The sequence below is a fragment of the Tenacibaculum larymnensis genome, from assembly GCF_028829235.1.
In the GTDB taxonomy this organism is placed as follows: Bacteria; Bacteroidota; Bacteroidia; order Flavobacteriales; family Flavobacteriaceae; genus Polaribacter; species Polaribacter larymnensis.
The window spans coordinates 91,155-117,568 of sequence record NZ_JAIWJY010000001.1; the positions used below are offsets into that span (position 1 = coordinate 91,155).

34 protein-coding genes and 3 tRNA genes are annotated in these 26,414 nt (G+C 32.1%); 18 read left to right on the forward strand and 19 right to left on the reverse strand.

The genetic code is table 11. The features are described 5' to 3' along the window. Nucleotides 1–16: 16 nt before the first annotated feature. Together LCI24_RS00420 and LCI24_RS00425 are read right to left on the reverse strand one after the other, a co-directional pair. On the reverse strand, nucleotides 17–760 hold the full coding sequence (locus tag LCI24_RS00420; protein ID WP_274638658.1) for an energy transducer TonB: 744 nt from the start codon (nucleotides 758–760) through the stop codon (nucleotides 17–19). Nucleotides 761–918: 158 nt separating this feature from the next. Beyond that, a complete protein-coding gene (locus LCI24_RS00425) occupies nucleotides 919–1,254 on the reverse strand; it encodes a single-stranded DNA-binding protein (RefSeq protein ID WP_121146615.1) in 336 nt (111 codons plus the stop codon). Between the two features lie 171 nt (nucleotides 1,255–1,425). Between LCI24_RS00425 and LCI24_RS00430 the strand changes: the two genes are divergently transcribed. Both LCI24_RS00430 and LCI24_RS00435 read left to right on the forward strand, forming a co-directional pair. Beyond that, nucleotides 1,426–1,968 carry a GNAT family N-acetyltransferase gene (locus LCI24_RS00430; protein WP_274638659.1) on the forward strand — a complete coding sequence of 181 codons (543 nt, stop codon included), beginning with the start codon at nucleotides 1,426–1,428 and terminating at the stop codon, nucleotides 1,966–1,968. Then, the gene (locus LCI24_RS00435) at nucleotides 1,958–2,308 is read left to right on the forward strand and encodes a hypothetical protein (RefSeq protein ID WP_274638660.1); all 351 of its coding nucleotides are present in this window, start codon (nucleotides 1,958–1,960) and stop codon (nucleotides 2,306–2,308) included. The genes LCI24_RS00430 and LCI24_RS00435 overlap by 11 nt, the downstream gene beginning before the upstream one ends. Here the strand turns inward: LCI24_RS00435 and LCI24_RS00440 are convergent, their stop codons facing one another. Beyond that, nucleotides 2,309–2,776, reverse strand: coding sequence for a CBS domain-containing protein (locus tag LCI24_RS00440; protein ID WP_274638661.1), 468 nt, complete (start codon nucleotides 2,774–2,776; stop codon nucleotides 2,309–2,311). 101 nt (nucleotides 2,777–2,877) lie between these two features. Between LCI24_RS00440 and LCI24_RS00445 the strand changes: the two genes are divergently transcribed. Next, a complete protein-coding gene (locus LCI24_RS00445) occupies nucleotides 2,878–5,178 on the forward strand; it encodes a M20/M25/M40 family metallo-hydrolase (protein WP_274638662.1) in 2,301 nt (766 codons plus the stop codon). Between the two features lie 54 nt (nucleotides 5,179–5,232). Here the strand turns inward: LCI24_RS00445 and pyk are convergent, their stop codons facing one another. The 5 genes from pyk to LCI24_RS00470 form a co-directional block, all read right to left on the reverse strand. Beyond that, nucleotides 5,233–6,660 carry a pyruvate kinase gene (pyk, locus tag LCI24_RS00450; protein WP_274638663.1) on the reverse strand — a complete coding sequence of 476 codons (1,428 nt, stop codon included), beginning with the start codon at nucleotides 6,658–6,660 and terminating at the stop codon, nucleotides 5,233–5,235. A gap of 4 nt (nucleotides 6,661–6,664) precedes the next feature. Next, nucleotides 6,665–7,135: an IPExxxVDY family protein gene (locus LCI24_RS00455; RefSeq protein WP_099215131.1), complete on the reverse strand. Its 471-nt coding sequence runs from the start codon at nucleotides 7,133–7,135 to the stop codon at nucleotides 6,665–6,667. Between the two features lie 83 nt (nucleotides 7,136–7,218). Further along, nucleotides 7,219–7,956 (reverse strand): ribonuclease III, encoded by a 738-nt coding sequence (gene rnc, locus LCI24_RS00460; protein WP_099215130.1) that lies wholly within the window; start codon nucleotides 7,954–7,956, stop codon nucleotides 7,219–7,221. A gap of 6 nt (nucleotides 7,957–7,962) precedes the next feature. Then, nucleotides 7,963–9,213, reverse strand: coding sequence for a beta-ketoacyl-ACP synthase II (fabF, locus tag LCI24_RS00465; protein ID WP_274638664.1), 1,251 nt, complete (start codon nucleotides 9,211–9,213; stop codon nucleotides 7,963–7,965). Nucleotides 9,214–9,219: 6 nt separating this feature from the next. After that, complete coding sequence (locus LCI24_RS00470) at nucleotides 9,220–9,456, reverse strand: acyl carrier protein (protein ID WP_028891431.1); 237 nt, start codon at nucleotides 9,454–9,456, stop codon at nucleotides 9,220–9,222. A 180-nt stretch (nucleotides 9,457–9,636) separates the two neighbouring features. Between LCI24_RS00470 and purN the strand changes: the two genes are divergently transcribed. After that, on the forward strand, nucleotides 9,637–10,206 hold the full coding sequence (gene purN, locus LCI24_RS00475; protein ID WP_274638665.1) for a phosphoribosylglycinamide formyltransferase: 570 nt from the start codon (nucleotides 9,637–9,639) through the stop codon (nucleotides 10,204–10,206). Then, the gene (locus tag LCI24_RS00480; protein ID WP_274638666.1) at nucleotides 10,199–10,837 is read left to right on the forward strand and encodes a ribonuclease H family protein; all 639 of its coding nucleotides are present in this window, start codon (nucleotides 10,199–10,201) and stop codon (nucleotides 10,835–10,837) included. The genes purN and LCI24_RS00480 overlap by 8 nt, the downstream gene beginning before the upstream one ends. A gap of 55 nt (nucleotides 10,838–10,892) precedes the next feature. Here the strand turns inward: LCI24_RS00480 and LCI24_RS00485 are convergent, their stop codons facing one another. Continuing rightward, nucleotides 10,893–11,240, reverse strand: coding sequence for a toxin-antitoxin system YwqK family antitoxin (locus tag LCI24_RS00485; RefSeq protein WP_121146607.1), 348 nt, complete (start codon nucleotides 11,238–11,240; stop codon nucleotides 10,893–10,895). 174 nt (nucleotides 11,241–11,414) lie between these two features. On the opposite strand from LCI24_RS00485, the gene LCI24_RS00490 reads away from it, so the two are divergent. The 3 genes from LCI24_RS00490 to LCI24_RS00500 all read left to right on the forward strand — a co-directional run bounded on the left by LCI24_RS00490 (nucleotide 11,415) and on the right by LCI24_RS00500 (nucleotide 12,906). Next, the gene (locus LCI24_RS00490; protein ID WP_274638667.1) at nucleotides 11,415–11,615 is read left to right on the forward strand and encodes a dodecin family protein; all 201 of its coding nucleotides are present in this window, start codon (nucleotides 11,415–11,417) and stop codon (nucleotides 11,613–11,615) included. Between the two features lie 76 nt (nucleotides 11,616–11,691). After that, the gene (locus tag LCI24_RS00495; protein WP_274638668.1) at nucleotides 11,692–12,045 is read left to right on the forward strand and encodes a DUF1304 domain-containing protein; all 354 of its coding nucleotides are present in this window, start codon (nucleotides 11,692–11,694) and stop codon (nucleotides 12,043–12,045) included. A gap of 54 nt (nucleotides 12,046–12,099) precedes the next feature. Continuing rightward, nucleotides 12,100–12,906 carry a mechanosensitive ion channel family protein gene (locus LCI24_RS00500; RefSeq protein ID WP_274638669.1) on the forward strand — a complete coding sequence of 269 codons (807 nt, stop codon included), beginning with the start codon at nucleotides 12,100–12,102 and terminating at the stop codon, nucleotides 12,904–12,906. Here the strand turns inward: LCI24_RS00500 and tsaB are convergent. The 10 genes from tsaB to cyoE form a co-directional block, all read right to left on the reverse strand. Continuing rightward, on the reverse strand, nucleotides 12,903–13,577 hold the full coding sequence (gene tsaB / locus LCI24_RS00505) for a tRNA (adenosine(37)-N6)-threonylcarbamoyltransferase complex dimerization subunit type 1 TsaB (RefSeq protein WP_274638670.1): 675 nt from the start codon (nucleotides 13,575–13,577) through the stop codon (nucleotides 12,903–12,905). The genes LCI24_RS00500 and tsaB overlap by 4 nt on opposite strands. Nucleotides 13,578–13,675: 98 nt before the next feature. Next, complete coding sequence (locus LCI24_RS00510; protein ID WP_274638671.1) at nucleotides 13,676–15,007, reverse strand: TolC family protein; 1,332 nt, start codon at nucleotides 15,005–15,007, stop codon at nucleotides 13,676–13,678. Nucleotides 15,008–15,202: 195 nt separating this feature from the next. Further along, nucleotides 15,203–15,391: a hypothetical protein gene (locus LCI24_RS00515; protein WP_274638672.1), complete on the reverse strand. Its 189-nt coding sequence runs from the start codon at nucleotides 15,389–15,391 to the stop codon at nucleotides 15,203–15,205. A 16-nt stretch (nucleotides 15,392–15,407) separates the two neighbouring features. Then, the gene (locus LCI24_RS00520; protein ID WP_274638673.1) at nucleotides 15,408–15,932 is read right to left on the reverse strand and encodes a DUF420 domain-containing protein; all 525 of its coding nucleotides are present in this window, start codon (nucleotides 15,930–15,932) and stop codon (nucleotides 15,408–15,410) included. A gap of 1 nt (nucleotide 15,933) precedes the next feature. Beyond that, nucleotides 15,934–16,581 (reverse strand): SCO family protein, encoded by a 648-nt coding sequence (locus LCI24_RS00525; protein WP_274638674.1) that lies wholly within the window; start codon nucleotides 16,579–16,581, stop codon nucleotides 15,934–15,936. A gap of 11 nt (nucleotides 16,582–16,592) precedes the next feature. Continuing rightward, nucleotides 16,593–17,240 (reverse strand): hypothetical protein, encoded by a 648-nt coding sequence (locus tag LCI24_RS00530; protein ID WP_274638675.1) that lies wholly within the window; start codon nucleotides 17,238–17,240, stop codon nucleotides 16,593–16,595. A 66-nt stretch (nucleotides 17,241–17,306) separates the two neighbouring features. Next, complete coding sequence (locus tag LCI24_RS00535) at nucleotides 17,307–17,645, reverse strand: cytochrome C oxidase subunit IV family protein (RefSeq protein WP_125066519.1); 339 nt, start codon at nucleotides 17,643–17,645, stop codon at nucleotides 17,307–17,309. Between the two features lie 19 nt (nucleotides 17,646–17,664). Beyond that, entirely contained in the window at nucleotides 17,665–18,648 is a 984-nt protein-coding gene (locus LCI24_RS00540) for a cytochrome c oxidase subunit 3 (protein WP_274638676.1), read from the reverse strand. A gap of 56 nt (nucleotides 18,649–18,704) precedes the next feature. Continuing rightward, a complete protein-coding gene (locus LCI24_RS00545; protein ID WP_274638677.1) occupies nucleotides 18,705–19,289 on the reverse strand; it encodes a cytochrome c oxidase subunit 3 in 585 nt (194 codons plus the stop codon). Next, entirely contained in the window at nucleotides 19,289–20,227 is a 939-nt protein-coding gene (gene cyoE / locus LCI24_RS00550) for a heme o synthase (RefSeq protein ID WP_274638678.1), read from the reverse strand. Before cyoE ends, LCI24_RS00545 begins: the two co-directional genes overlap by 1 nt. A gap of 137 nt (nucleotides 20,228–20,364) precedes the next feature. On the opposite strand from cyoE, the gene LCI24_RS00555 reads away from it, so the two are divergent. From LCI24_RS00555 to arsM, 10 genes are all read left to right on the forward strand, one after another. Continuing rightward, nucleotides 20,365–20,436 (forward strand) — tRNA-Gly (locus LCI24_RS00555). Between the two features lie 23 nt (nucleotides 20,437–20,459). Next, nucleotides 20,460–20,548: transfer RNA gene (locus LCI24_RS00560), tRNA-Leu, on the forward strand. A 61-nt stretch (nucleotides 20,549–20,609) separates the two neighbouring features. Then, nucleotides 20,610–20,695 (forward strand) — tRNA-Leu (locus tag LCI24_RS00565). A gap of 108 nt (nucleotides 20,696–20,803) precedes the next feature. Continuing rightward, nucleotides 20,804–21,511 carry a DUF547 domain-containing protein gene (locus LCI24_RS00570; protein ID WP_274638679.1) on the forward strand — a complete coding sequence of 236 codons (708 nt, stop codon included), beginning with the start codon at nucleotides 20,804–20,806 and terminating at the stop codon, nucleotides 21,509–21,511. Nucleotides 21,512–21,652: 141 nt separating this feature from the next. Next, nucleotides 21,653–21,988: an arsenosugar biosynthesis-associated peroxidase-like protein gene (locus LCI24_RS00575; protein WP_099215110.1), complete on the forward strand. Its 336-nt coding sequence runs from the start codon at nucleotides 21,653–21,655 to the stop codon at nucleotides 21,986–21,988. A 119-nt stretch (nucleotides 21,989–22,107) separates the two neighbouring features. Further along, on the forward strand, nucleotides 22,108–23,163 hold the full coding sequence (gene arsS, locus LCI24_RS00580) for an arsenosugar biosynthesis radical SAM (seleno)protein ArsS (protein WP_274638680.1): 1,056 nt from the start codon (nucleotides 22,108–22,110) through the stop codon (nucleotides 23,161–23,163). 146 nt (nucleotides 23,164–23,309) lie between these two features. Next, complete coding sequence (locus LCI24_RS00585; RefSeq protein ID WP_274638681.1) at nucleotides 23,310–23,825, forward strand: rhodanese-like domain-containing protein; 516 nt, start codon at nucleotides 23,310–23,312, stop codon at nucleotides 23,823–23,825. Then, entirely contained in the window at nucleotides 23,818–24,420 is a 603-nt protein-coding gene (locus LCI24_RS00590; protein ID WP_274638682.1) for a TIGR04282 family arsenosugar biosynthesis glycosyltransferase, read from the forward strand. The genes LCI24_RS00585 and LCI24_RS00590 overlap by 8 nt, the downstream gene beginning before the upstream one ends. Before the next feature lie 35 nt (nucleotides 24,421–24,455). After that, entirely contained in the window at nucleotides 24,456–25,274 is an 819-nt protein-coding gene (locus LCI24_RS00595; RefSeq protein ID WP_274638683.1) for a purine-nucleoside phosphorylase, read from the forward strand. Between the two features lie 72 nt (nucleotides 25,275–25,346). Next, nucleotides 25,347–26,315, forward strand: a complete 969-nt coding sequence (gene arsM, locus LCI24_RS00600; RefSeq protein ID WP_274638684.1) for an arsenosugar biosynthesis arsenite methyltransferase ArsM — start codon at nucleotides 25,347–25,349, stop codon at nucleotides 26,313–26,315. The last annotated feature ends 99 nt before the right edge of the window (nucleotides 26,316–26,414 follow it).

A 26,414-nucleotide genomic window follows, 5' to 3' on the forward strand; every position in this document is an offset into this window, starting at 1 on the left:
TAAATTTAATTGATTTTTATTCTTCTAGTGAAAAGTTAATTGGAAAACCATACTTTACAGGCACTCGTTTTCCTTTATTTTTACCTGGCTCAAAGCGTGGTAGCTTAGATACTACTCTTCTAGCTTCTTCATTAAGGATTTCCCCTCCGTCAGGACCTAAAGTTTTAATATTAGTTACATAACCATCTCGGTCTATCACAAATCGAATCCATACTTCTCCTTCAATATGGTTTCTTACTGCTTCTCCTGGATAACGGAAATGTTTATTAATATGCTTAACCATTTCTAAGTTAAAACAATCAAGCCTTTCTTTTTTCTTTGAGTTTTTACATTTATCAAAAGAGGGTACTTTTTCTACGTAGTAAAGCTTTTTTGCTTTTGATAATTCTTCTTTTGATAATTTCTCAGTAATTCTTGTTAAGTTATCTTTATAACCTATTTCTTCCTTAACTTCTTTTACTTTTTCAATCTTAACCTCTTCAGAAGCTGAAACATTGTTAACTTTCAAAGTGCTAACTGAACTTAGGGCTTGAGCCGCTTTTTTCTTAACAACTCTCTTCTTAAGATACCTTTTACTTGCAGAAATTTTAACTTTAATTTGTCGATCTGCTTTTTTCTTTGAATTTTTTACAGGCTCAATAGTACATTTTGTTATACTATTAACATCCAATACAGACTCATCAGGAGATTCACATACTTCTTGTTGAGCATAAAAATTAAAAAATGACAACAAAAAAACCACTAAAAAATACTTTCTCATATAAATAATTACATAAATTAAAAAACTGTAGTATAGTATTCTAAGAAATTTGGCCGGGGGTAGTTAGCCGGCAAAAGTAAGTTTTTTTTTCTTTTCACAAAAAAAGAATCTTAAAAAAATAAGATTCTTTTTAAATTCTTTTTCAGCAACTTACCCACTTATTTGTTTCCTAACATTAGTAATTCGTTACAAATTACTTCTGCTATATAACGTTTATTACCTTCTTTATCGTCGAAAGAGCGAGAAGTTAACTTACCTTCTATCATAACTTCTTTTCCTTTTTCCAAGTATTTTTCAACAATTTCTGCTGTTTTATTCCAAGCAACTACATTGTGCCATTGTGTATCGGTTACTTTTTCGCCTTGGGCATTTTTATACGTTTCATTAGTTGCAATAGAAAACTTTGCAAGTTTTTTCCCACTTTCCAAAGTGATGATTTCTGGGGTATTTCCTAAGTTTCCAATTAACTGTACTCTGTTTTTTAGTGCGTTCATAATATTTATTTTTATTGTTAAACAGTTAAGACTTTGTCATTCAATCGAATTGACACTGCAAAGATGAAACAGTATGCAAATTAAAATCGGTTAGTAATCATTTGTTTTCGTTTGTAATTGAATGTAATCGTTTAATTATTTTTAATATCTTTGATTTTAAACTCCTATAGCATGAAATTTTATTTTGAAACCGAACGGCTAATTTTAAGAGAATTCCAAGAAAGTGATTTGGAAGGTATGTTTGAGTTAGATTCTAACCCAGAGGTCCATAAATATTTAGGAAACAATCCTATTACGACACACAAACAAGCTGAAGATAGTATCGCTTTTATACAAGAACAGTATAAAGAGAGGGGCATTGGTAGGTTTGCTTGTATAGAAAAAGCTTCTGGTGACTTTATTGGTTGGTCTGGATTAAAGCTTAATCAAGGAGAAAAAGAAACCTTGAACGGCTTTATCAATTTTATTGACATTGGTTATCGTTTAATTCCACGCTTTTGGGGTAAAGGTTATGCTTCAGAATCTGCTTTTGCTTGTTTAGACTTTGGTTTTAAAAAAATGAATTATGATTTTATTTATGGTGCTGCCGATGTAGAAAATATTGGTTCTAACAAAATTCTACAAAAAATAGGGCTACACTTTATAAATGAATTTGATTATAAGGGAATTGATGTTAACTGGTACGAGCTTAAAAAATTAGACTATGAACAATAAAAAATGCTTAGAATGTGGAGATAGAGTTATTGGTAGGGTTGATAAAAAGTTTTGTTCTGATTATTGTAGAAATGCATATAATAACAAAGTTAATAAGGAGAGTAAAAACCTAATTAGAAATACCAACAACCGCTTACGAAAGAATTATAAAATTCTTTCTGAGTTGAATACTTCTGGTAAAACTAAAGTAACTCGTCGTAAGTTATTTGATAGAGGTTTTGATTTTAAATTCATCACGTCTCTTTACACTACAAAAGCAGGAAGCACCTATTTTTATGTGTATGACCAAGGATATTTAGAGCTAGAAAACGAAATTTATTTACTGGTTAAACAAGATTAATTACTTCCACGTATTCCCTTTTAACTTCATGGCTGCAATGAGTACATCTTTTTGGCTGATTTGTCCTGCTAACTTACCATTTTGAACTATAGGGAAACGTCTTCTACGTGATTTTAAAAATTTATTAGCAGCATCTAAAATATTCATATTTCCATCTATTGTCTCAACTTCTCTAACCATGGCTTTTCCAACCGTATTACTCTTACCAGTTGTTGAGTTATAATACCTACTTTCTGATATTTGTTTTATACAATCACCTTCAGAAATAATTCCTATTAATTCATTTTTTTCGTTAACAACAGGTCCACCAGATATTTTATGCTTTATAAGTATATCTATTGCATCTTCAATAGGTTGTTCTTCTCTAAATGTTATTAATTTTTTGGTCATGTAATCTGATACCAAGATCGGTACACCCTCTTCTTGAGGTGTATTCGTCCTTTTTCCTTGAAAACTTTTAATTGCCATAATACTAAAATTTACTCTTAAATATACTGATTTTTAATCGATTACAATTTACTCCTCTTAAAAAATAAATTACTTACTTTTATAAGTACTAAAATCCAACTATGAAATCATCAAGAAATTACCTTGCAGTTCTCATCATTATTTTAACTGTTTATTGGAGCTTTAACGATATACTTCCAAGTGTAACCTCTTCAAAAAAAGAAATTAGTGCTACTGAATTTTCAATTGATAATGCACTGTATCATTTAAAAAACATTTCTCAAAAGCCACATCATACTGGATCTGAAGAACACAAAAAAGTACAAGATTATCTGGTTCAAGAATTACAAAAACTAAATTTAGAGCCAGAAATTCAATACCAAACTGCTATTAATAAAAAGTGGAGGGCAGCTACTACTACTGAAAATATTATAGCTAAAATTAAAGGAACTGAAAGCGGCAAAGCTTTACTGCTTTTAACTCACTACGATTCCAACCCACATTCATCACTAGGAGCAAGTGATGCGGGTTCTGGTGTCGTAACTATTTTAGAGGGTATAAGAGCTTACTTGGCTGCAAATAAAACACCTAAAAACGATATTATCATACTTTTTTCGGATGCTGAAGAATTAGGACTTTTAGGTGCACAAGCTTTTGTTGAGAATCATCCTTGGGCTAAAGATATTGGGTTAGTACTGAACTTTGAAGCTCGTGGTAGCGGTGGTTCAAGTTATATGTTGATGGAGACTAACGGAAAAAATAAAACATTATTAACCGAATTTTTAAATGCTAACCCAAATTACCCAGCTGCCAATTCTTTAATGTATGGTGTATATAAAAAGCTTCCTAACGATACCGATTTAACTGTTTTTAGAGAAAAAGGCAATATTAACGGATTTAATTTTGCCTTTATTGATGATCATTTTGATTACCATACTGAACAAGATTCATACGAAAGATTAAATAGAGAAACATTATTACATCAAGCTGATTACTTTACCACTTCATTAAATTACTTTACAAATGCTGATCTAACGAACTTAAATAACGATACAGATTATATTTATGTAAACTTTCCTTTTACTAAATTGCTAACATACCCGTTTTCTTGGGTGTTACCAATGCTTATCATTGCCTTTTTGTTATTTATAGCGCTGGTTGCAGTAGGCATATATAAGAAGAAGATGACAGTAATAGGTGTATTAAAAGGTTTTATTCCTTACGTACTGTCTTTAGTATTATGTATAAGTATTTCATACGGATTATGGCAACTGTTGTTAATTATCCATCCACAATATACCGATATGTTGCATGGTTTTACCTATAATGGATATCAATACATTATTGCTTTTGTTCTTTTAAACCTTTGGGTTCTTTTTAAAGTATATAATAAACTAAAAGAAGCTAAAGCCATCGATTTACTAGTCGCTCCTATAACTTTTGGATTAGTTATAAATGTTATAATTTACTTGAATTTACCAGGAGCCGGCTTCTTTATTATTCCTGTTTTTGCTTCTTTATTCATTTTAGCAATCTTACTGTTCATGAATATTAATAAAGCATCTAGAGCTTCGTTATTTGCAATTATATCTATTCCAACAGTATATATGATTGCTCCTATGATTCAATTATTTCCTGTAGCCTTAGGTTTAAAAACATTATTTATTTCTGCCGTACTTTTGGTGTTTATTTTCGGATTAATGCTCCCTGTTTTTTATCAGGAAAAAACTAAAAACGGATGGCAAACGTTGACTGGTTTTCTTGCATTATTATTCTTTGGATATGCAACGTTTAATAGTGGTTTTTCAATTGAGAAGAAAAAGCCTAATAGCTTAGTTTTTATTCAAAATTCTGACACAAACACTTCGTATTGGGCAAGCCACAATAAAACATTGGACGGGTATACAAAACAGTATTTTAGCGATGATTCTAAACAAGGTGGTGCTGATTTAATTTCAGGAAAAAGTAAATACAACACTTCTTTTAATTATTATCAAAAAGCTGAAAATAAAAATATCCGTATTTCTAACATCAAAATTAATCAAGATACAATTATTAATAACCAGCGAAGTATTTCTTTTACAATCACTCCTACTCGTAACATTGATAAATACGAGTTATATACAAACACTCAAATAGAGTTAACTAATTTTACTGTTAATGGAACTTTATACGATAAGGGAAAGGCTTTTGTTGCTGATAAAGGAACCTTGTTAATTTATCAAATGGCAAATACTGATAAAGACTTGACTATCTCTTTTACAATTGATAAAAACACACAACCTGATATTGTGATTAATGAGATATCTAATGATTTATTATCCCACCCTAAGTTTACCATACGACCTAGAAGTGAAATAATGATGCCAATGCCTTTTGTGGTTAACGATGCTATTATTTGTACCCGAAAGCTTAAACTATAAAACAAAAAAGCTCAACTTTAAAAGTTGAGCTTTTTTATATTTTGTTGTCTTTATTTAGTCAATATGAGAAACACGCAAGGTGTTTACCATACCTTTTGCTTTTACAGGCATTGAAGAAAGGTTTATTATAAAATCTCCCGATTTTACATATCCTTTTTCCTTAGCTATTTCGTTAATATCTTCAATAGTATCGTCGGTACTTAATTCTCTGTCGTAGAAATAAGCTCTTACACCCCATAAAAGATTTAACTTTCCTAGAATTCTCTTTTCTGATGAAAATGCTAATACATGTGATTTTGGTCTCCATGCAGAAATTTGAAAGGCTGTGTACCCACTATTTGTTAAAGTTGAGATAGCAGCTGCATCAATATCATCAGCCATTAAAGCTGCATGATGACATACTGATTTTGTGATAAATCTTTTAGTACGTATGTGAGGTGGCTCTTGCGGAACTTCAATTAAATCTGAAAACTCAACACTACCAATAATTTCAGTCATTTTTTGAATAACTCTTACAGGATGTTTCCCTACAGAAGTTTCTCCTGAAAGCATTACAGCATCTGCTCCATCCATAATAGAGTTTGCTACATCATTTACCTCTGCTCTTGTTGGTACAGAGTTTTCAATCATAGTTTCCATCATCTGCGTAGCAATTATAACAGGTATTCTTGCTTGCTTTGCTCTACGAACTAAACTTTTTTGAATTAAAGGTACATCTTGCATAGGTACCTCTACTCCTAAATCTCCACGAGCTACCATTAATCCATCGCAATACGGAATTAAAGCATCTATATTTTCAACAGCTTCAGGTTTTTCTATTTTTGCTATTACAGGAACTCTATAACGTGATTTCTGTTTAATTATATCACGTAAAATACGTAAGTCTTCAGGCGTTCTTACAAATGAAAGGGCAATCCAATCTACCTCCTGCTCTAGCGCAAAAACAACATCCTTTTTGTCTTTTTCAGTTAAAGCTGGTAATGAAATCTTAGTATTTGGTAGGTTTACTCCTTTTTTTGACTTTAAAGCTCCACCAACAACCACTTTAGTAACAACTTCACTTTCCTTATCTGTTGCTGTTACTTCAAATAGTAATTTACCATCATCAACTAAAATCTTCTCTCCTACCTTTACGTCTTTTGGAAAACGTTGGTAAGTCATATATGCTTTTTCTTGTGTTCCTTCACACTTTTCTGTAGTAAAAGTAAAAGTATCTCCTGCTTTTAATTCTACTCCTTCTTGCATTACACCTACTCTTAGTTTTGGTCCTTGCAAATCGGCTAAAATGGCTACATTATAACCTCTTTCTTCATTTATTTCACGTATTTGACGTACACGCTCTTTAACTACTTCATAGTCGGCATGTGAAAAATTAATTCTAAAAACATTTACACCAGCTGCGGCCATATCAGCTAAAATTTCTTTCGTGTTTGTTGCTGGACCTAATGTTGCTACAATTTTTGTTTTCTTGTTGTGTGGCATATAATTAAAAAATTAAAAAATCTTTCGATTTTAATGAGTTTACCTCTATTTCATAAGAGGTTATTATTTGAGGGATTTGTTTTATTACTTCTATAATTTTTACAATTGATTCGTAATCAAAATCTCCTTCTAACTTTAAAAAAAAATCAACTTTTTTCTTTTCTGGTATCAAACGTGTAATCGAATCACTTTGATTAAAAAGACTTATTGATTCTGCTTCAAGAGTTGACTTAAATACATTTGCTATTAAAAACCAATCTTGACATAGTTTTGCATTAGTATATTCGTATACTGTATAAGATGATTGACTACCTTTTTTAATAAAGTCTAAATCGTAACCTGCTCTATTAAACTTAATTTGTAAATGTTCGTTTAATAGGTATGCTAACTTATACTCGTTTAAAGTAGTATGAATTCCAATTAATGTATAATCATCATTGGAAAATTCATTTATATTCACCTCATAAATTGGCATCTAAACAATTATTTGTTTTTGCTAAATTAATGAATGTATAGAAAATTCTATGTAAAATTTACGAAAACGTTTTTGTTTACGTGTTAAGATTTTAGCATTTGATTTTGCATAGCAAAATATACTCTTTTTGCAGCAATTTCTTCTGCCTTTTTCTTAGATGTTGCTCTACCTTTAGCTATGATATTTCCATCAATACTAACACGTACACTGAAGTGTTTTTTACTTTGGTTACCTGAATCTTCATATGATTCAAATTTGTACTTCTTCTTCTGCTTTTGACACCATTCTATAACAAAACCTTTGTAGCTAGATATTTTACCTTCTAATCGCTCGATATCTACATAAGGCATTATTACTTGTTCATAAATAAACTGATGACAATAATTGTAACCTCTATCTAAGTATATTGCTCCTATTAAAGCTTCAAAAATATTTCCATGAATGTTATTACTAACATGCTCTTTAGAAATATTACTTTTTACAAACCTTATTAACTCTAGATCTTTTCCTAAGTTATTTAAATGCTCTCTACTTACAATTTTAGATCGCATTTGAGTTAAATACCCTTCATCTCCCTCAGGTACTTTTTTAAACAAATAAGAAGCAATTACAGTTCCTAAAATAGCATCTCCTAAAAACTCTAAACGTTCGTAGTTAATAGGACGACCGTTACTATCTACTAATTTTAAAGATCTATGCGTAAAAGCTTTTTTATAATACGATAACTTAATTGGTTTAAAATTAAGCAGTTCTTTTAATTCGTAGTAGAAGTTTTCATCCGCTTTGTTTTGGGGTTTAACAATTCTACGAAGAAAGTTCATAAAAGATTAATCTAGTTTTCTAAAGGCTACACAAGCATTATGACCACCAAAACCAAATGTATTGCTCATTGCAACTTTAATCTCTCTTTTTTGAGCTTTGTTTAACGTTAAGTTTAACTCTGGGTTGATGTTTTCATCAACGTTTGTGTGATTAATTGTTGGGGGAACAACACCGTGCTCCATTGCTAATAAAGAAGCGATTGCTTCAATAGCACCAGCAGCACCTAACAAATGTCCTGTCATAGACTTTGTTGAGTTGATATTAATGTTTTTAGCATGATCTCCAAAAACCTCAGAGATTGCTTTTAATTCTGCAACATCTCCTAGGGGGGTTGAAGTACCGTGAGTGTTGATATGGTCTACGTCTTCTGGTTTTATTCCAGCGTTTTCAAGACAGTTTTTCATTACTGCAATTACACCAATTCCATCAGGATGCGGTGCTGTCATGTGGTAAGCATCTGAAGATAACCCTCCACCAATAACTTCTGCATAAATTTTAGCTCCACGAGCTTTTGCATGTTCATATTCTTCTAAGACTATTGCTCCTGCTCCTTCTCCTAAAACGAATCCATCACGTTCAGCATCAAAAGGTCTTGAAGCTGTTTCTGGGCTTTCATTTCTAGTAGATAAGGCATGCATAGCATTAAAACCACCCATACCTGCAATTGTAACAGCAGCTTCACTACCACCAGTTACAACTACATCACAATGACCTAGTCGAATATAGTTTAAAGCATCAATCATTGCATTAGCTGATGATGCACAAGCAGATACTGTAGTATAGTTCGGCCCCATAAATCCATTTTTTATAGAAATATTTCCTGGAGCAATATCTGCAATCATTTTTGGGATAAAGAACGGATTGAAACGAGGAGAACCATCTCCTTCAGCATAATTTAACATCTCATTTTGAAATGTTTCTAAGCCTCCAATACCTGCTCCCCAAATAACGCCAACTCTTAATTTATTAACGTCATCAAGGTTTAATTTAGCATCAGCAATTGCCTCATCAGAAGCAACCATTGCATACTGCGTAAATCTATCCATTTTACGCGCCTCTTTTCTGTTAATAAAATCAGTCGCGTTGAAATCTTTAAGCTCACATGCGAAACGAGTTTTGAACTTGGCAGCATCAAAATACGTTATAGGTGCTGCTCCGCTAACTCCGTTAACCAAGCTATTCCAATACTCTTCTTTATTGTTTCCTATTGGCGTTAATGCGCCAAGTCCAGTTACTACAACTCGTTTTAATTGCATATAATCTTATTTTTTTGCGTCTTCAATATAGCTAATCGCTTGACCTACAGTACCAATGTTTTCTGCTTGATCATCTGGAATTTGAATATCAAATTCTTTCTCGAATTCCATGATTAACTCAACTGTATCTAAAGAATCTGCTCCTAAATCGTTTGTGAAGCTTGCTTCGTTAGTTACTTCGTTATCGTCTACTCCTAATTTGTCTACGATAATTGCTTTTACTCTTGATGCAATGTCTGACATAATTTGTTTGTTTTAAAATTTAAAATCGAGGCAAAAATACAAATCTTAGTTATTAATTCTAACTTTTGCTCAAAAATGTGATGTCTAAAATAAAAAAAATACCTGAATATTTTGCTACAAACACCACCATTGTTAATAATTATTCTTTTTTTTGTAGTAACAAAACAACTAAATTTTAACATGAAACGCATCGTAATTTTTGCTTCTGGTTCTGGTTCTAATGCCGAAAACATCATAAAATACTTCAATTCTACTAAAACTGCAATTGTTACTCATGTGCTTTCTAACAACCAACATGCCAAAGTTTTTGACCGTTGTGAAAAGCTAAACGTTGATGCATCATTATTTGATAGAGAAAGCTTTAGTAAAGATAATACTGTATTGAATTTTTTACTCGCTGAAGCTGATATTATTGTATTAGCGGGTTTTTTATGGCGTATTCCTTCTAAAATTGTTGATGCTTTTCCTAATAAAATAATAAACATACACCCTGCTCTATTACCAAAATATGGAGGAAAAGGAATGTATGGCATGAATGTACACAATGCTGTTAAAGAAAACAATGAAACTGAAACTGGTATTACCATTCATTATGTAAATGAAAATTACGATGAAGGAGCTATTATTTTCCAAGCTAAAACCTCAATTTCTTCTGATGATACTCCAGAAACTATAGCTCAAAAAGTTCACGAATTAGAATATATACATTTTCCTAAGATTATTGAAGAGGTAATATTACAGAATGAGTAAGAAGAAAAAATATTATGTAGTCTGGAAAGGAAAAAAAACAGGTGTTTTTTCATCTTGGGACGCTTGTAAAAAGCAAATTGATGGTTTTACAGGTGCACAATACAAAGCTTTTGCTGATAAAAACGAAGCTGAATTAGCTTTAAAGAAAAGCTATAATGACTATAAAGGAAAAGACACTAAGAAAATAAGCCTTTCTTCAGAAGAAAAAGCCAAATATGGCTCTCCTATTTTAGAAAGTATTTCTGTTGATGCAGCTTGTGCTGGAAACCCTGGCTTAATGGAATATCGAGGTGTTTTAACTAATAACAAGAAGGAGATATTTAAAATGGGACCATTTAAGAATGGTACTAATAATATTGGTGAGTTCTTAGCTCTTGTACATGGAATTGCTTTGTTGAAGAGTAAAAATATGAACTCTCTACCTATTTATTCAGATTCTAAGATAGCTATGAGTTGGGTTAAAAAGAAACAGTGTAGAACTAATATTACATTTGATAGCTCTAATAAAGAGATTTTAGACTTAATTAAACGTGCTGAAACTTGGTTACAGCAAAACTCATTTAAAAACCCTTTGTTAAAGTGGGAAACTAAAGCCTGGGGCGAAATTCCTGCTGATTTTGGCAGAAAATAAAAAACCGAGTATATAAAATACTCGGTCTAATTCTCTTATTCTGCAAAATATTAACTTATTTCACTGCCATTTTGGTCTCTTCCTTCCAAGTTTGTACGCTTGCTATGGCATTATCTTTAAAATCGATTTCTTTCAATCCATCTTCTTTCCACATAAACCACTTACCTACTTTTTTTCCTGCTTCATAATGACCAATAGCCACTTTGTTTCCTTTCTTATCAAAAGAAGTCCAAGTACCTGTTAACTTTTTATCTTTGAAAAAACCTTGCTCTTTAATAGTACCATCTTCATAAAAATAAGTGGCCTTCACCAAATTACCTTCAACTTCATATTTTGGTTCTACATCTTGAGCTTGTAAAAACGATACTGATAACACGCAAGCTGCTATTATTAATTTTTTCATAATCTAAATCTTTTAAAGTTAATACCTGTTAACACAAATATACAAAAAATTTACATATTTGAAACATTCACATAACATTAAATTAACATTAGAAGTTTTTAAGATCTAATTGTCAATTTAAAAGCTTTTTAAAAACCTTATATTTACATGTATTAATCTTTAAAAAAAATTATTATGGCAGTAATGAAAGTTATTGAAATTTTAGCTAATTCTGAGAAAAGTTGGGAAGATGCCACAAGAAAAGCTATTAAACAAGCTTCAAAATCAGTTAAAGGTATTAAATCTGCCTTTGTACAATCACAAAGTGTGGTTGTTAATGATGATGAAATAACTGAATTTAGAGTAAACCTAAAGGTAACTTTTGAAGTAAATTAACCTCAATATAAACTAACTACTTACTATGTGCGGTTTTGGTAGTTACCTGAACCGCATATTTTATCTTTTAATTATCATGAACATTATACAATATTCTCTTTTAGCTCTAGTAGCTTTTATTCATTTATACATTCTTGTACTAGAAATGCTTTTATGGAACAAGCCTAAAGGAATGAAAACTTTTGGTCTAAAATCAAAAACATTTGCTGAAGAAACCAAAGTTATGGCCGCCAATCAAGGTTTATACAATGGCTTTCTTGCAGCTGGTTTAATTTGGTCCATAGTATCACAAAAAATTGATGTGGGTATATTTTTTACGACCTGTGTTTTTATTGCAGGGCTTTATGGTTCTTATTCTACAAAAAAACCTCGTATTTTTGTCATTCAGTCTATACCTGCTTTATTAGGAATAATTAGCCTAATGCTATAAATCAGCCACTACTAACTAAAATCATTTATTAATAACTAAAATTTACCATAAGAAATGGAAAAGTATTTAGAAAAATTTCAGGACCTCATAGTTACATATGCTCCAAAAGCTATTGTTGCTATTATTATTTACATCGTAGGTTCTTACATTATCAATTTAATTCTTAGAGCAGCTAAAAAAGTAATGTCTAAAAGAGATGTAGATATTACGTTACAAAAGTTCTTAGCCAATCTTTTAAACTGGTCTTTAAAAATTCTTTTAATTATTACAGTAATAGCAAAACTGGGTGTTGAAACTACTTCTTTTGCTGCTATTTTAGCCTCAGCTGGTTTAGCTGTTGGTTTAGCTTTACAAGGTTCTTTAGGTAATTTTGCTGGCGGTGTTTTAATTATGCTTTTTAAACCTTTTAAAGTAGGTGATTTAATTGAAGCTCAAGGAGAAATTGGTGTTGTAAAGGAGATTGAAATCTTTACTACCAAGCTTACAGGATTATCTAATAAAGAAATAATTATTCCTAACGGTTCTTTATCTAATGGAAATATTGTTAATTATTCTTCGGAAGGAACTCGTAGAGTGGATTTAACTTTTGGTGTTTCATATGATGCAGATATAAAACAAACTAAAGAAATACTAATGAATGTTATTACATCTCACCCTAAAGTATTAAAAGACCCTGCACCTACAGTAAATGTATCTGAATTAGCAGATAGCTCTGTGAACTTTGCTGTGAGACCTTGGTCTAAAACAGAAGATTATTGGGCTGTATACTTTGATATAACTGAAAACACTAAAATTGCCTTAGATAAAGCTGGAATTGAAATTCCTTACCCTCACTCTGTGGAAATTCATAAAGAGGGTTAACGCTTTTTTTCGGGTGTAACCACAAAATCTTTTAAATAAAAAGGTTCAAAATAAGCGACATCTTCGATGTCGTTTTTTTTGTATTTATCAAAACTCAATTTTACCATTTCTTTCGCAGATGGAAACTCTCCATCAATAAAAACTGCATTTTCGTGCGTAATAACTTCTTTGCACTTTTCTGCTCCATCACCTAAGAAATATACTTTTCCTTTTAACAAGTACTCTTGAAAAGAGTTTTCGGCTATAATTTCAGCTTTTATATCTCTTACTTGTTCGTGTTTAGAATTATATACAGCTGCATATACTTCCATACGACGAGCATCTAACATCGGAATAATTACTCCTTCTTCCGTAGAAACTTTATGAGCCAAAGATTGCAAGGTTTCAATAGATATTAAAGGTTTATCAAATGCAAAACACAAACCTTTTGCTGCTGAAACCCCTATACGTAATCCTGTATAAGAACCGGGACCTTTACTTACTGCAACAGCATCAACATCATTAAAAGAAAGTTTTGCTTCTTCCATTACTTGTTGAATAAATGGATGAAGTTTTTCAGCATGTGAATAATTTCCATCATTTAACTCTTGTATTGCTAAAAGTTCACCTTTATCTGCTACGCTTACCGAACAGTTTTTAGTTGCAGTTTCTATATGTAAGATTGTTGCCAAATCTGAAAATTTATTTTTGGCAAAGATACATTATAAAGAAAAACCTCATTAGTAAAATTCTAACAAGGCTCTTCCAACAATAAATATATCTTTCTTAGTTAGTCAACGATTGACTCTCCGTAGTAAAACTTCAATACTTTCGTTTTAAATACATAATCGTATTTAGCTCTAATCATTGCTCCTTCTGCATTCACTAATCTATTACGTACTTGATCGAAATCAAATTGAGTCATTGACCCATAGTCATAGCTAACTTGAGCATTTTTAAAGGCTTCCTTTTGAGCCTCTAATGATACTTGTGCTGCTTCATATGTTTTAGCAGCTGCTTTTGCGTCTAAATAAGCACTTTCTATTTCTTGTTGTAATTGTAATTTCTGATTTTCAAGAGCTAGCTGAGAAACCTCTTTATTTATTACAGATTTAGTAACCCTATTTTTTGTTTGAAAACGATTAAAGATTGGAATATTTAGTGATAAACCTATATTATATCTAATTCTATCTTTTGTTTGCTTAAAAAAGTACTCATTAGTTTGGCCTGGGAATAGGTTATTAAACTGGTGAAAATAAGAACTACTTGCTCCTATAGAATAAGACAAGTTGGGTAAGTAAGCTCCTTTTTCTAACTTAATATTTAAGTCAGCGTTGCTTACATCTAACTTTGCTCTTTCTATATCTGGCCAAGCAGTTAATGCTTTTTCATATACTACATCTGAGTTATCATATAATAATGCTGCTGAAGGTGAGCCTACTTCAATATCAGCTACATCAAAATCTTTAGAAGGAATTTGCAATAATTGACTTAACCTTAGTAAAGCTATGCTCAAAGTATTTTCTTGTAATACTACACTTTGAACATCATTCGCAGCAGTAGACTCCACATTTAATAAGTCTCCTTTTGGTATTACTCCTCCTTCAAACTGAGCTCTTGCTCTTTCTATTTGCTTTTTACTAATCTCAGCTTGAACTGTTGCAACCTCTAAATTTTCTTTAGCAAACAACACATTTAAGTATTCATTTACTACATTTAAAGAAATATCATTTTCTATTTTTGCTAAATCCAACTCACTTCCTTTAACACTCAATTCTGCCTGTTTTTTTTGGTTAAGATTTCTGAAACCGTTAAAAATAGTTCCTCTACTTGACAGACTGAATGAAGAATTAAAGTTTTGTGTATTCTTTAAAACTCCTGTTTGATCTGGTGATAAACCAGAACTAAAACCAGCACTTGAAGAAGCGTTTAAATCAGGTAAAAAATTTCCTTTAGATATTTCAACGTCCTTTTCAGCTAATTGAACGCTTAAGCGGTTTTGCTTAACTGTAATGTTATTTTTTAGAGCGTAATCTACACACTCTTTAAGTGTCCATTGTTTTTGTGAAAAAACAGCTATAGAACTGAAAATAGCTGCAAATAATGCAATTTTAGTTTTCAAAAGATCAATATTTTTTATTTAAACTCAGTTAGTTTATATTTCTAAAAGTAGAAATATATTGCTTTTCTATTAATTAGAAAAACTAGCAAACAATTTTGTAACCTAACGTGTAAAAACGATAAGTTATTTTTTACTGCGACTATATGACGACTAAAACTGAGAAATGTTACAAAAAATATTCTTAACTTAAGAATACTAGTTTTGAGCTTTCTTTTTATGACGGTAAATAAAGTAAAATAAAAGTCCGACTAATATATATGGAAACACCATTAAATAAGTAATTCCGTTATTTACTCCTTCAGCAATAGTTTCATTACCACCTTCAATCACTGCCTTACACATTGCACATTGTGCAGAAGCATCAAACGAAAATGCAATAAACATTAAAAGTATAATCTTTTTAAACATAATAAGGTGATATCATTAAATAAACAACTACTCCTGTAACCGCTACATATAACCATAACGGAAATGTAATTTTAGCAATTTTCCTATGCTCAGGAAAGTTACCCAAACGAGCTCTCATAAAGGTTATTAAGACAAATGGGATAATGATAATTGATAATAATATATGAGTTATTAAAATAAAAAAGTATACATATTTAATTATCCCTTCTCCTCCAAATTTAGTAGAATCTGAAGTCATATGGTACGCTACATACATTACTAAGAATAATGCTGAGCAAATTATAGCCGTAGTATTTAATTGTTCATGCAATTTTCTCTTACCGTTTTTAATTGCTACTACCGAAGCAACAAGCAATACTGCTGTTAATCCATTTATACTAGCATAAATGGGAGGTAAAAAAGACAATGGCTCTACATTAGGTATTTTAATCCCAAATAAAGCAGCTACTGCAATAGGAATTACAATAGAAACTATAGTAATAAACTTTTTATATTTTTTTTCTTCTGCTGTACTCATGTTATTCTTTAAGTAATAACTTAATATCTTCTTTTAACTCACTAATTTGGTTTCCAAAATTATGCTCATCTAAAGCACGATAATACATAATTGGGTTTCCGTGTTCATCATATCGAGAACGGATATATCCATCTTTATCTACCAATGCAAATAATCCTGAATGCTCAAAACCACCATGGCTCGCTTCTCCTTTACCAGCATATAGCTTGAAACCTTCATTTGATAAATCATATACAACATCCTCTGACTTCCCTGTTAATAAATGCCAATTTTTATGATTTATTCCGTTATTCTTTGCATATTCTTTCAATTGATGTGGTGTATCAATTTCAGGTGTAATTGAAAATGATGCTATCCCAAAATTCGGATTTCCCATAAATTCATTTTGAATTTCCACCATTTGTGCATTCATTAAAGGACAGATAGTAGGACAAGTGGCAAAAAAGAACTCAACTACATACACTTTTCCTTCGTAGTCCTTATTAGTGATTGTTTCACCGTCTTGATTGATAAATTCAAAGTCTGGCACTTTATTGAATTTATGCAAATTAGCTGTTTGGAAGTGTGCTACAATTTTAGGAATTGCATAAATACCAAAAAGCAATACTATTAGTGAAATACCTATGTACGAATAATTTTGTTTTTTCATGTGAGTCTTCCTTAAATTTCTCTATCTGCGTTATTCTTTTTTAATGCCAAACGATATTCAGCCAATACTACCTTAACATCATCTTTCATTTTATTGTTTAATTCAGCTACAGACTTCATATTATAACCAAACAACTTACCTCCTGCACTATCCTCATCATCTGTTCTTCCTCTTAAGCTCCCTTTTTTATCAATTATAAAAGCCTTTGAAGAATGTAGGTTTTTATCTAATGACTGATTTGTTTTAAAACTATCGTACAATACTTCAATTTCTGCTTCACTTGCATAGATAAAGTTCCATTTTATCATGTTTGTAAAAGCTCCTATTTCTTTCTGAAGTTTTTCTACATCTTCTTTAGATTTATTTGAAGCAATAACAATTAACTGGAAATCTTTAAATCCATAAAATGGTTTGTAAATCTTTTCATTAAGGTTAAACAATTCGCCTTTTGCCTCTTCTACATTACTTCCTAAAAAGGTAACTATTGATATTCTTTTATCAAACTGATGCTTTTTACTTATTGAAGAAATATCAATTACATTTTCTGTAAGTACAGGTAACTTTGCAAAGTTATTGATTCCTAATGATAAAAATATATAAAACAATAATGGCACAATAAATAGTGCAAACAATACTATATTTCTTTTTGTTTTATCCATTTTATTATAAATTTAAGTATAAAAAAAGGTGGTTATAACACCACCTTTAATTTTTATTTTATATGATTACCATTTTACTAATGGTGCTAATGTATCGTATAAGTAACCACCTTCTATTAACACTAAGGTTACTAAGTAACATATTAGGAAGACAGCTGTCCAAACGATAGCACGTCTGAACCAAGGCTTTTCTCCTTCTAAGTGCATAAAAGCCCATGCAATATAGTATGCCTTTACAATTGTTAAGATAATGAATATCCAGTTTAACCAACTAGTACCCCATCCATGCAAGTGTAAACTTGCTGGCTTCACAATACCTAAAGCTACCTCTACTGTTGTTACTATTGTTAAGATTGCTAAAACAATCCAAATTCTTTTTGTATTTGATTCGTGTGCGTGACCCATTTTTACTATTGTTTTTTGATTATACTAAGTAGAAGAAGGTAAATACAAATACCCAAACTAAATCTACAAAGTGCCAATATAAACCTACTTTTTCTACCATTTCATAGTGTCCTCTACGCTCATACGTACCTAACACAACATTAAAGAAAATGATAATATTGATTACTATCCCTGAGAATACGTGGAACCCGTGGAATCCTGTAATGAAGAAAAAGAAGTCTGCAAAAATTGGATTACCATATTCGTTTACATGCAAATTTGCTCCTTCTACAACCATTTTAGCTTTTCCTAATTGAGCTAAACTCTCTTCTCTTGATAAAATTATTTTTTGTTTGGTTTCAGGGTTAACTTTTTCAATTCTGATTAATAGAGATGGATCTGCTTTAAAAGCTTCCTGTACTTGAGCTACTGAATATTGAGAAATTGTTGCTTCTTTTTCAAACCACAATCCATTTTCTCTTTGATGTTGAACTCTTTCATCTTTTCTATCATTATGAACAAAATCTGCTAAAGCAATTTGATGACCGTCTTTTACAAATTGTAAAATATGGTTATCTGTAGTTTTAACAGCTCCATAAGAACCATTGATAAAGTTTTTCCATTCCCAAGCCTGAGATCCAACGAAAATCAAACCGAAAACTATCGTAGCAAACATATACCAAGCTACCTTTTTTTGTTGCATTTTATGACCTGCATCTACCGCTAACACCATAGTTACCGATGATACAATTAATATAAACGTCATTAATGCTACGTAGTACATCGGTGCGTGTACACCGTGCAATCCTGGAAAGTGTGTAAATACTTCATCAGCAATAGGCCAAGAATCGATAAACTTAAAACGTGTTAAACCATACGCTGCTAAAAAGCCCGAAAAAGTTAATGCATCTGATACGATGAAAAACCACATCATCATTTTACCATAACTAGCGCCAAATGGTTTCACACCACCTCCGCCCCAGGTCTCCTTGTTGTCAGAATTTACAGCAATATTTGCTCCCATAAATCTCTTATTGTTAATTTTTGTTAAATCAGTGCGCCAAAATTACGCATTTTTCATCATCTAATAAAATAGAAAAAGAAAAATAGATAAATCCAAAGTACATCAACGAAATGCCAAAAGATTGCACCGAGTTCAAACCCAAGCATATCGGCTGAAGAATACTTCTTTTTAAAATGATTATAAATAACGACTAAAAGCACTATCACACCTGCTAATAGGTGTAAAACGTGCATAAATGTAATTCCTATAATAAACGATGTAGACACCGTACTTTCAGGTCCTGTAAAATAAAGCCCTACAGCCTTTAACTCATTAAAACCTACATATTGATACCATACAAAACCTAAACCTAAGACTAAAGTTATCAGTAATAAAGTAAATGAAGCTTGTATATTATCCTTTTTTAATAACTTTTGAGAGAAAAATAACGTAATACTACTTAATACTATTAATACAGTACTAATATAAAATGCTTGAGGTAAATCAAACGTTACCCAATCTTCACGGTTCATACTAACTACATAAGCACTTGTTAACCCTGCAAAAAACATCACCATGCTAATCATGGAAATCCATAACATTGGTTTAGCCGATTTACGTTTAGCTACTTTTAATTCTTCTTTCAATGATTGTTCACTCATTAGTGTAAAAATTTATCTACCACATATATAATGGGCACTATTGTAATATAAAAGACACTCGCTAACATTAATTTACGAGCATCGGTATTTTTTTGTGTTTTATATAATACTATTCCATAGTAAAGCATCATCAGTCCTAATAATAAAATAATTACTGCTGTTATAGGATATATATAAAAGTCTCCCGTCACCTTTAATACAGGCGCGATCGACATTAAAATCATAATACAGGTATAAAAAATAATTTGCACTACTGCACCTTTGTCTTTTTTATCCATAGGAAGCATGTGTAAACCTGCTTTATTATACTCTTCAAACTGCAACCAACCTATTGCCCAAAAATGTGGAAATTGCCAAAAAAATTGGATCATAAATAAGAATCCTGCTTCTATTCCAAATTTACCTGTTGCTGCTACCCAACCTAACATAAAAGGAATAGCGCCAGGAATAGCCCCTACAAAAACAGCTAAAGGCGTTACTGCTTTTAAAGGTGTGTAAGCACTTGTATATAAAAAGATAGAAATTGCTCCAAACAAAGCACATTTCGGATTAATTGCATATAATATAGCTATACCGGCAATAGTAAAAATAGTAGCAATAATTAATGCTGTAGTTGTAGACATTCTTCCTGAAGGTAACGGACGATTTTTTGTGCGTTGCATTACGGCATCAATATCCTTTTCTATTACTTGATTAAAAGCATTTGATGCTCCAACCATTAAGTAGCCTCCTAAAGCTAATAAAACTATTGTAGTATAATTAATCGATTCTGCTCCTAATAAATATCCTGTAATAGAAGTAAAGACCACACTAATTGACAACCCAACTTTCGTTAACTGTTTAAAGTCTTTAACTATTGATTTTATGGAAGTTTTAGTATGTACAGATGAAACAGAATCCACTTCTAATTTTAAAAAATTTCTGCAAAGATATTCCATTCTTATTGAACCACAATAAATTTTTATTGGAATTAAAATTGAAAAAAATTAAAAACTGCTTTGTAATTAAAAAAATGGTGTTATATTTGCACCCGCATTCGCAGTAATGCACGTTCATTAAAATAAAAAATGACTACGCGAAAGTAGCTCAGGGGTAGAGCATCACCTTGCCAAGGTGAGGGTCGCGGGTTCAAATCCCGTCTTTCGCTCAAGCCTTTTTATAAAAGAGTATGCTGAAGTGGTGGAATTGGTAGACACGTTGGACTTAAAATCCAATGAGCCGTAATGCTCGTGCGGGTTCAAGTCCCGCCTTCAGTACCAAGAAACCTCACTTGTATGAGTGAGGTTTCATTTTAAAAGTAGTCATTAACAAAGCACATACGCTGAAGTGGTGGAATTGGTAGACACGTTGGACTTAAAATCCAATGGGCCGTAATGCCCGTGCGGGTTCAAGTCCCGCCTTCAGTACAAAAGCCTTAACATTTATTTGTTAAGGCTTTTTTTGTATCTAAGCTTTTAGAAATATTCTTTGTAATGTATCTTTCAAACGCACGTCTAAACTTCAAAATCGAAATCATGCGAAAGATATTTTTACTTTGTAGTCTTACTTTTTTCTTACACTCTCCTGCACAAACTAGTGTTTTTGATACACTTTTAAAAAAACATGTAGACTCCAATGGAAATGTAAATTATAAAGGTTTTAAAGCAGACGAAGCACAACTTCAAACCTATTTAAATTATTTAGCTGTAACAAAACCTCAAAAATCTTGGTCAACTGCTAAAGTCAAAGCCTTTTGGGCTAACGCTTATAATGCTTATACTATTCAGTTGATTTTAGACAATTATCCTCTTAAAAGCATTATGAATATTAAAAAGAAAGGTAAAGACGCATGGAGTATTCCTTTTGCTAAAGTTGGCGGTACAACATATACCCTAAATCAAATAGAACACGAAATACTTCGCAAAAAATATAACGACCCTAAAATTCATGTCGCTGTAAACTGTGCTTCAAAGTCTTGCCCTAAATTAGCAAACTATGCTTTTACAGAAAATAATTACGAGACAAAAACAAGAGTATTAATGCAAAATTTTGTGAATGACCCTTCTAGGAATAAAATTTCTGAAAACAAGGTGCAGCTCTCTAAAATATTTGAATGGTTCAATGGAGACTTTACTAAAAAAGGTGGTTTAATAGACTTCTTGAATCAATATTCAAATGTAAAAATCAATAAAAAAGCTAAGATTGGCTATTTAGAATATAACTGGTCTTTAAATGGAAGGTAGTATCTCTACAATTTGGTATTTTTACTTTTTATTGGCACCGCCAAAGGGCAAAATATCCTAGAAGCTTGCCTCGAAATTAAAGTCAGTATTAATAAATGCCTCGTGTACTTGCTCCGAGGTAGTTTACTAAAAATAAAAAACATGTCTAAAACATATTACGACCCTGCAGACTTACGTAAGTTTGGTAAAATAACAGAATGGAGTGAAGAATTAGGGAACAAATTCTTTGATTATTACGGAAAAGTTTTTGAAGAAGGTGCTTTAACCGCACGTGAAAAAAGCTTAATTGCTTTGGCTGTTGCACATACTGAACAATGTCCTTATTGTATTGATGCTTATACTAAAGACGGATTACAACGCGGAATTACCAAAGACGAAATGATGGAAGCAATCCATGTTGGAGCCGCTATTAAAAGTGGAGCAACCTTAGTACACGGAGTTCAAATGATGAACAAAGTCAATAAATTAGAAATGTAAGCAGAGAACCAATTTTGATTTTCAAAATTGTGTGAATCGCTTATCCCAACTTTTGATGTATTCTTATTATTAAAACAATAGAAATGAGCAGCTGAAATAAATTCAGCTTTATAGGAAGGATGATGAAAAAATCTTTAAAATCTAGAAACAACGATTTAGCAAACACGCAACGCCAGCTTGAAATCTTATCAAACGGAATTTTTGCTAATGGCGAATTACCTACGTTTGCCAAAAAAATAAAAGAAACCAATCAGTTTCCATTACGTCCTAAAAAATTAGAAATTCTTCAAATTAATTTAGGATACATGTGTAATCAAGTTTGTGCACATTGTCATGTAGATGCAGGTCCTGATCGAAAAGAAATCATGACCAAAGAAACCATGGAACAATGTTTAGAAGTAATTCGAACAACTGGAGCACATACGTTAGATTTAACTGGTGGCGCACCGGAAATGAATCCAAATTTTCGTTGGTTTGTAGAAGAAGCTTCCAAAGCAGGAGTTAAAGATTTTATTGTACGCTCTAACTTAACAATCATCAGAGCAAATAAAAAATATCACGACTTACCTGAATTCTTCAAAAAACATAACGTACATGTGGTTTCTTCTATGCCACATTGGACTCGCGGAAAAACCGACAAACAACGTGGTGATGGTGTTTTCGACAAGTCAATAGAAGCTTTAAAAATGCTTAATGAGGTTGGCTACGGAATTGAAGGAACTGGTTTACAACTAGATTTAGTCTACAATCCATCAGGAGCTTTCTTACCTGGAGATCAAGCAGCTTTAGAAGCTGATTTTAAAAAGGCTTTAAAAGAAGATTTTGATATCGCTTTTAATTCACTTTTTGCCATTACCAATTTACCTATCAGTCGTTTTTTAGATTACCTAATTGCTTCTGAAAATTATGAAGACTATATGTATTCATTAGTAGAAGCCTACAATCCGATGGCAGTAGAAAATGTCATGTGTACCAATACACTATCGGTAAGTTGGGACGGATATTTATATGATTGTGATTTCAATCAAATGTTAAATCTGAAAGTAGCAAGCAAATCACAACACATTTCTGAATATAACGAAGCATTGTTACAAAACAGGAATATTATTATCAATCAACACTGTTATGGTTGTACCGCTGGTGCAGGAAGTAGTTGTCAAGGTACAGTAGCATAGTTCAATGAATTAATAAAAAAATGTAGTAATGTAAAATAGTGTCACATCGAGTGATTTTTCTGATATTTTGGAAGAAAAATTGTATCGAGATGTAATCACTTTAATTCACCATAGATTTTATCAAACACCATTGAATATCTTTTAATATGAAGAACCTCATCTTTCTCTCCTTTTTAATATCCGTAAATTCTTTTTCTCAAAAGAACCTACAACAGTTATTGAAAAAATATAACACTGAAAGTGTTCCCTATATTTCTATTAGTGAACTACAAAAAGAAAAGCCTTTCGACTCCGCTCAAGGTGACAATACAATTTTATTAGATGCTAGAGAACCCAAAGAATTTGAAGTTAGTCATCTTAAAAACGCGATGTGTGTTGGCTATGATTTTTTTAACCTAGAAAATACCTTAGCAAAACTTCCGAAGAACAAAAACACCAAAATTGTGGTGTATTGCTCTTTAGGGATTCGTTCAGAAGACATTGCCGAAAAGCTACAAAAAGAAGGTTTTACCAACATTTTTAACCTATATGGTGGTATTTTTGAATGGAAAAACCAAGGAAACACAATTGTTAATCTACAAAACAATCCTACAGAAAAAGTCCATGCCTTCAATAAAGAATGGAGCAAATGGTTACATAAAGGAGAAAAGGTTTATGAGTAAAAACTTATTATTAATCTTTACCAGAACCCCTGAATTAGGTAAGGTAAAAACACGTTTAGCTAAAACAACTGGAGACAAAGCTGCGTTAGATATTTATAAATTCTTATTAGAACACACTAAACAAGTCACCCAAAATTTATCTTGCGACAAAGCTGTGTACTACTCAGTAAAAGTTCGTGAAAATGATATTTGGGATGCTTCAGTATATCAAAAGCACCTGCAAGATGGAAACGATTTAGGCATACGAATGCACAATGCCTTTCAACAAGCATTTTCTACTGGATATGAAAAAGTAGTGATTATTGGTAGCGATTTGCCCGATTTAACTTCCGAACACATCAATAAAGCTTTTAAAAAACTCAACTCAAACGATGTTGTTATGGGTCCTGCAGAAGATGGTGGTTATTACCTATTGGGCATGAAAAAACTTCATGCAAACATTTTTCAACATAAAGACTGGGGAACCTCAACTGTTAGAAAAGATACGTTGAACGATTTACAAAACGAATCAGTACATTTGTTAGAAACCTTAAATGATGTAGATGTTTTTGAGGATATCAAAAACAACCCAGTATTCAATCAATTTTTAAACTAACCGTCACTCCCCATAATGACAAACACGATATTAAAATGCTAAAAAAACAACAACTACAAGAAACACAAGAATTTCTTCAACATAAAGGAATTTCCAACCCAGAAATAGGAATTGTTTTAGGAACAGGTTTAGGAAAATTAGTAGATGAAATAACCATTGAACAAGAAGTTTCGTATGCTGACATTCCACACTTCCCACAAGCAACTGTAGAATTTCACTCCGGAAAGTTAATTTACGGAACCTTATCGGGCAAAAAGGTGGTGGTTATGTCTGGGCGTTTTCATATGTATGAAGGGTACAACCTATGGGAAGTAACCTACGGTATTAGAACCATGCATGCGTTAGGTATTAGAACTTTGTTAGTTTCTAATGCCGCAGGTGCTATCAACCTATCTTACAAAAAAGGAGATCTAATGCTATTGGAAGATCACTTGAATTTACAAGGAGGTTCTCCCCTAGCCTTTAAAGGAGCAAACGAGTTTGGGAATATTTTTGCCGATATGCTAGAACCATATTCAAAAAAATTGAATACTCAAATGAAAGCTATTGCTAAAGCTAACGACATAGACCTGAAAGAAGGAATATATGCAAGTGTTGTAGGTCCGCAATTGGAAACCAGAGCTGAATACAGAATGTTACAAATTTTAGAAGCAGATGCGGTAGGAATGAGTACCGTACCTGAAGTAATCGTAGCAAAACAACTCAACATTCCGTGTGCAGCCGTTTCGGTATTAACTGATGAGTGTGACCCAAAAAACTTACAACCTGTAGATATTACCGAAATCATTGAAGTTGCCGGAAAAGCAGAACCGAAAATGATTACGCTTTTTAAAGAATTGATAAAAATAGTTTAGCAGTAAACAGTCCTCAGTATGCACTAAAATAGCATACTGTTAACTGAATACTGAATACTGAATACTGAAAATATGAGTTACTTAGAAACCACTAAAGATGTATATAAAGAAGCAGCCTTAACTCCAGATGTTGGGTTGTGCTGTACCACAAATCCTATTTGGGAATTACCTGGATTAAAAATTCCTAAAATTATGCAAGAAATGAACTACGGGTGTGGTTCTACCGTGCATGCTCGCGATTTGACCAACAATCCTAAAATATTATATGTAGGTGTTGGTGGCGGAATGGAATTACTCCAATTTACATATTTCTCACGTCAAAAAAATGGTGTAATTGGAATCGATGTGGTAGATGAAATGCTAGAAGCTTCAGAAAAGAATTTCGTTGAAGCAGAAGCTCAAAACCCTTGGTTTAAAAGTGAGTTTGTTGATTTACGAAAAGGAGATGCGTTACACTTACCTGTAGAAGATAATTCGATTGATGTGGCTGCTCAAAACTGTTTATTCAATATTTTTAAAGCTGAAGAACTGAAAAAAGCCATTGCTGAAATGTACCGTGTATTGAAGCCTCACGGACGTTTGGTAATGAGCGATCCTACCTGTGAACAACCTATGAACGAAACGCTACGTAACGATGAACGTTTGCGTGCCTTATGCTTAAGTGGAAGTTTACCTATTGCTGAATATGTTAAAATGTTGACTGATGCTGGTTTTGGAACCATTGAAATAAGAGCGCGTAAACCATATAGAATTTTAGATCCTAAGAATTATCCTACCGATGAATTGATTTATATCGAATCGATTGAAGTAGCAGCAATTAAAGATCCGATGCCTGCTGACGGACCTTGTGTATTTACAGGAAAAGCAGCAATTTACTTTGGTGATGAGGACTATTTTGATGATGGCGCAGGACACACCTTATTAAAAAACCAACCGTTGGCGATTTGCGAGAAAACAGCAGCCGCTTTAAAAGCGCTAGGAAGAGACGATATATTTTTCTCAGAATCTACCTATCATTACGATGGTGGTGGATGTTGTTAGAAACAAGCTATAAAAACTAGTAAAGCAACCTCAAATGAGGTTGCTTTTTTATTTGATTCTGATTTTCTTTTTGATAAATTCGTTATTAATATTAAGTTA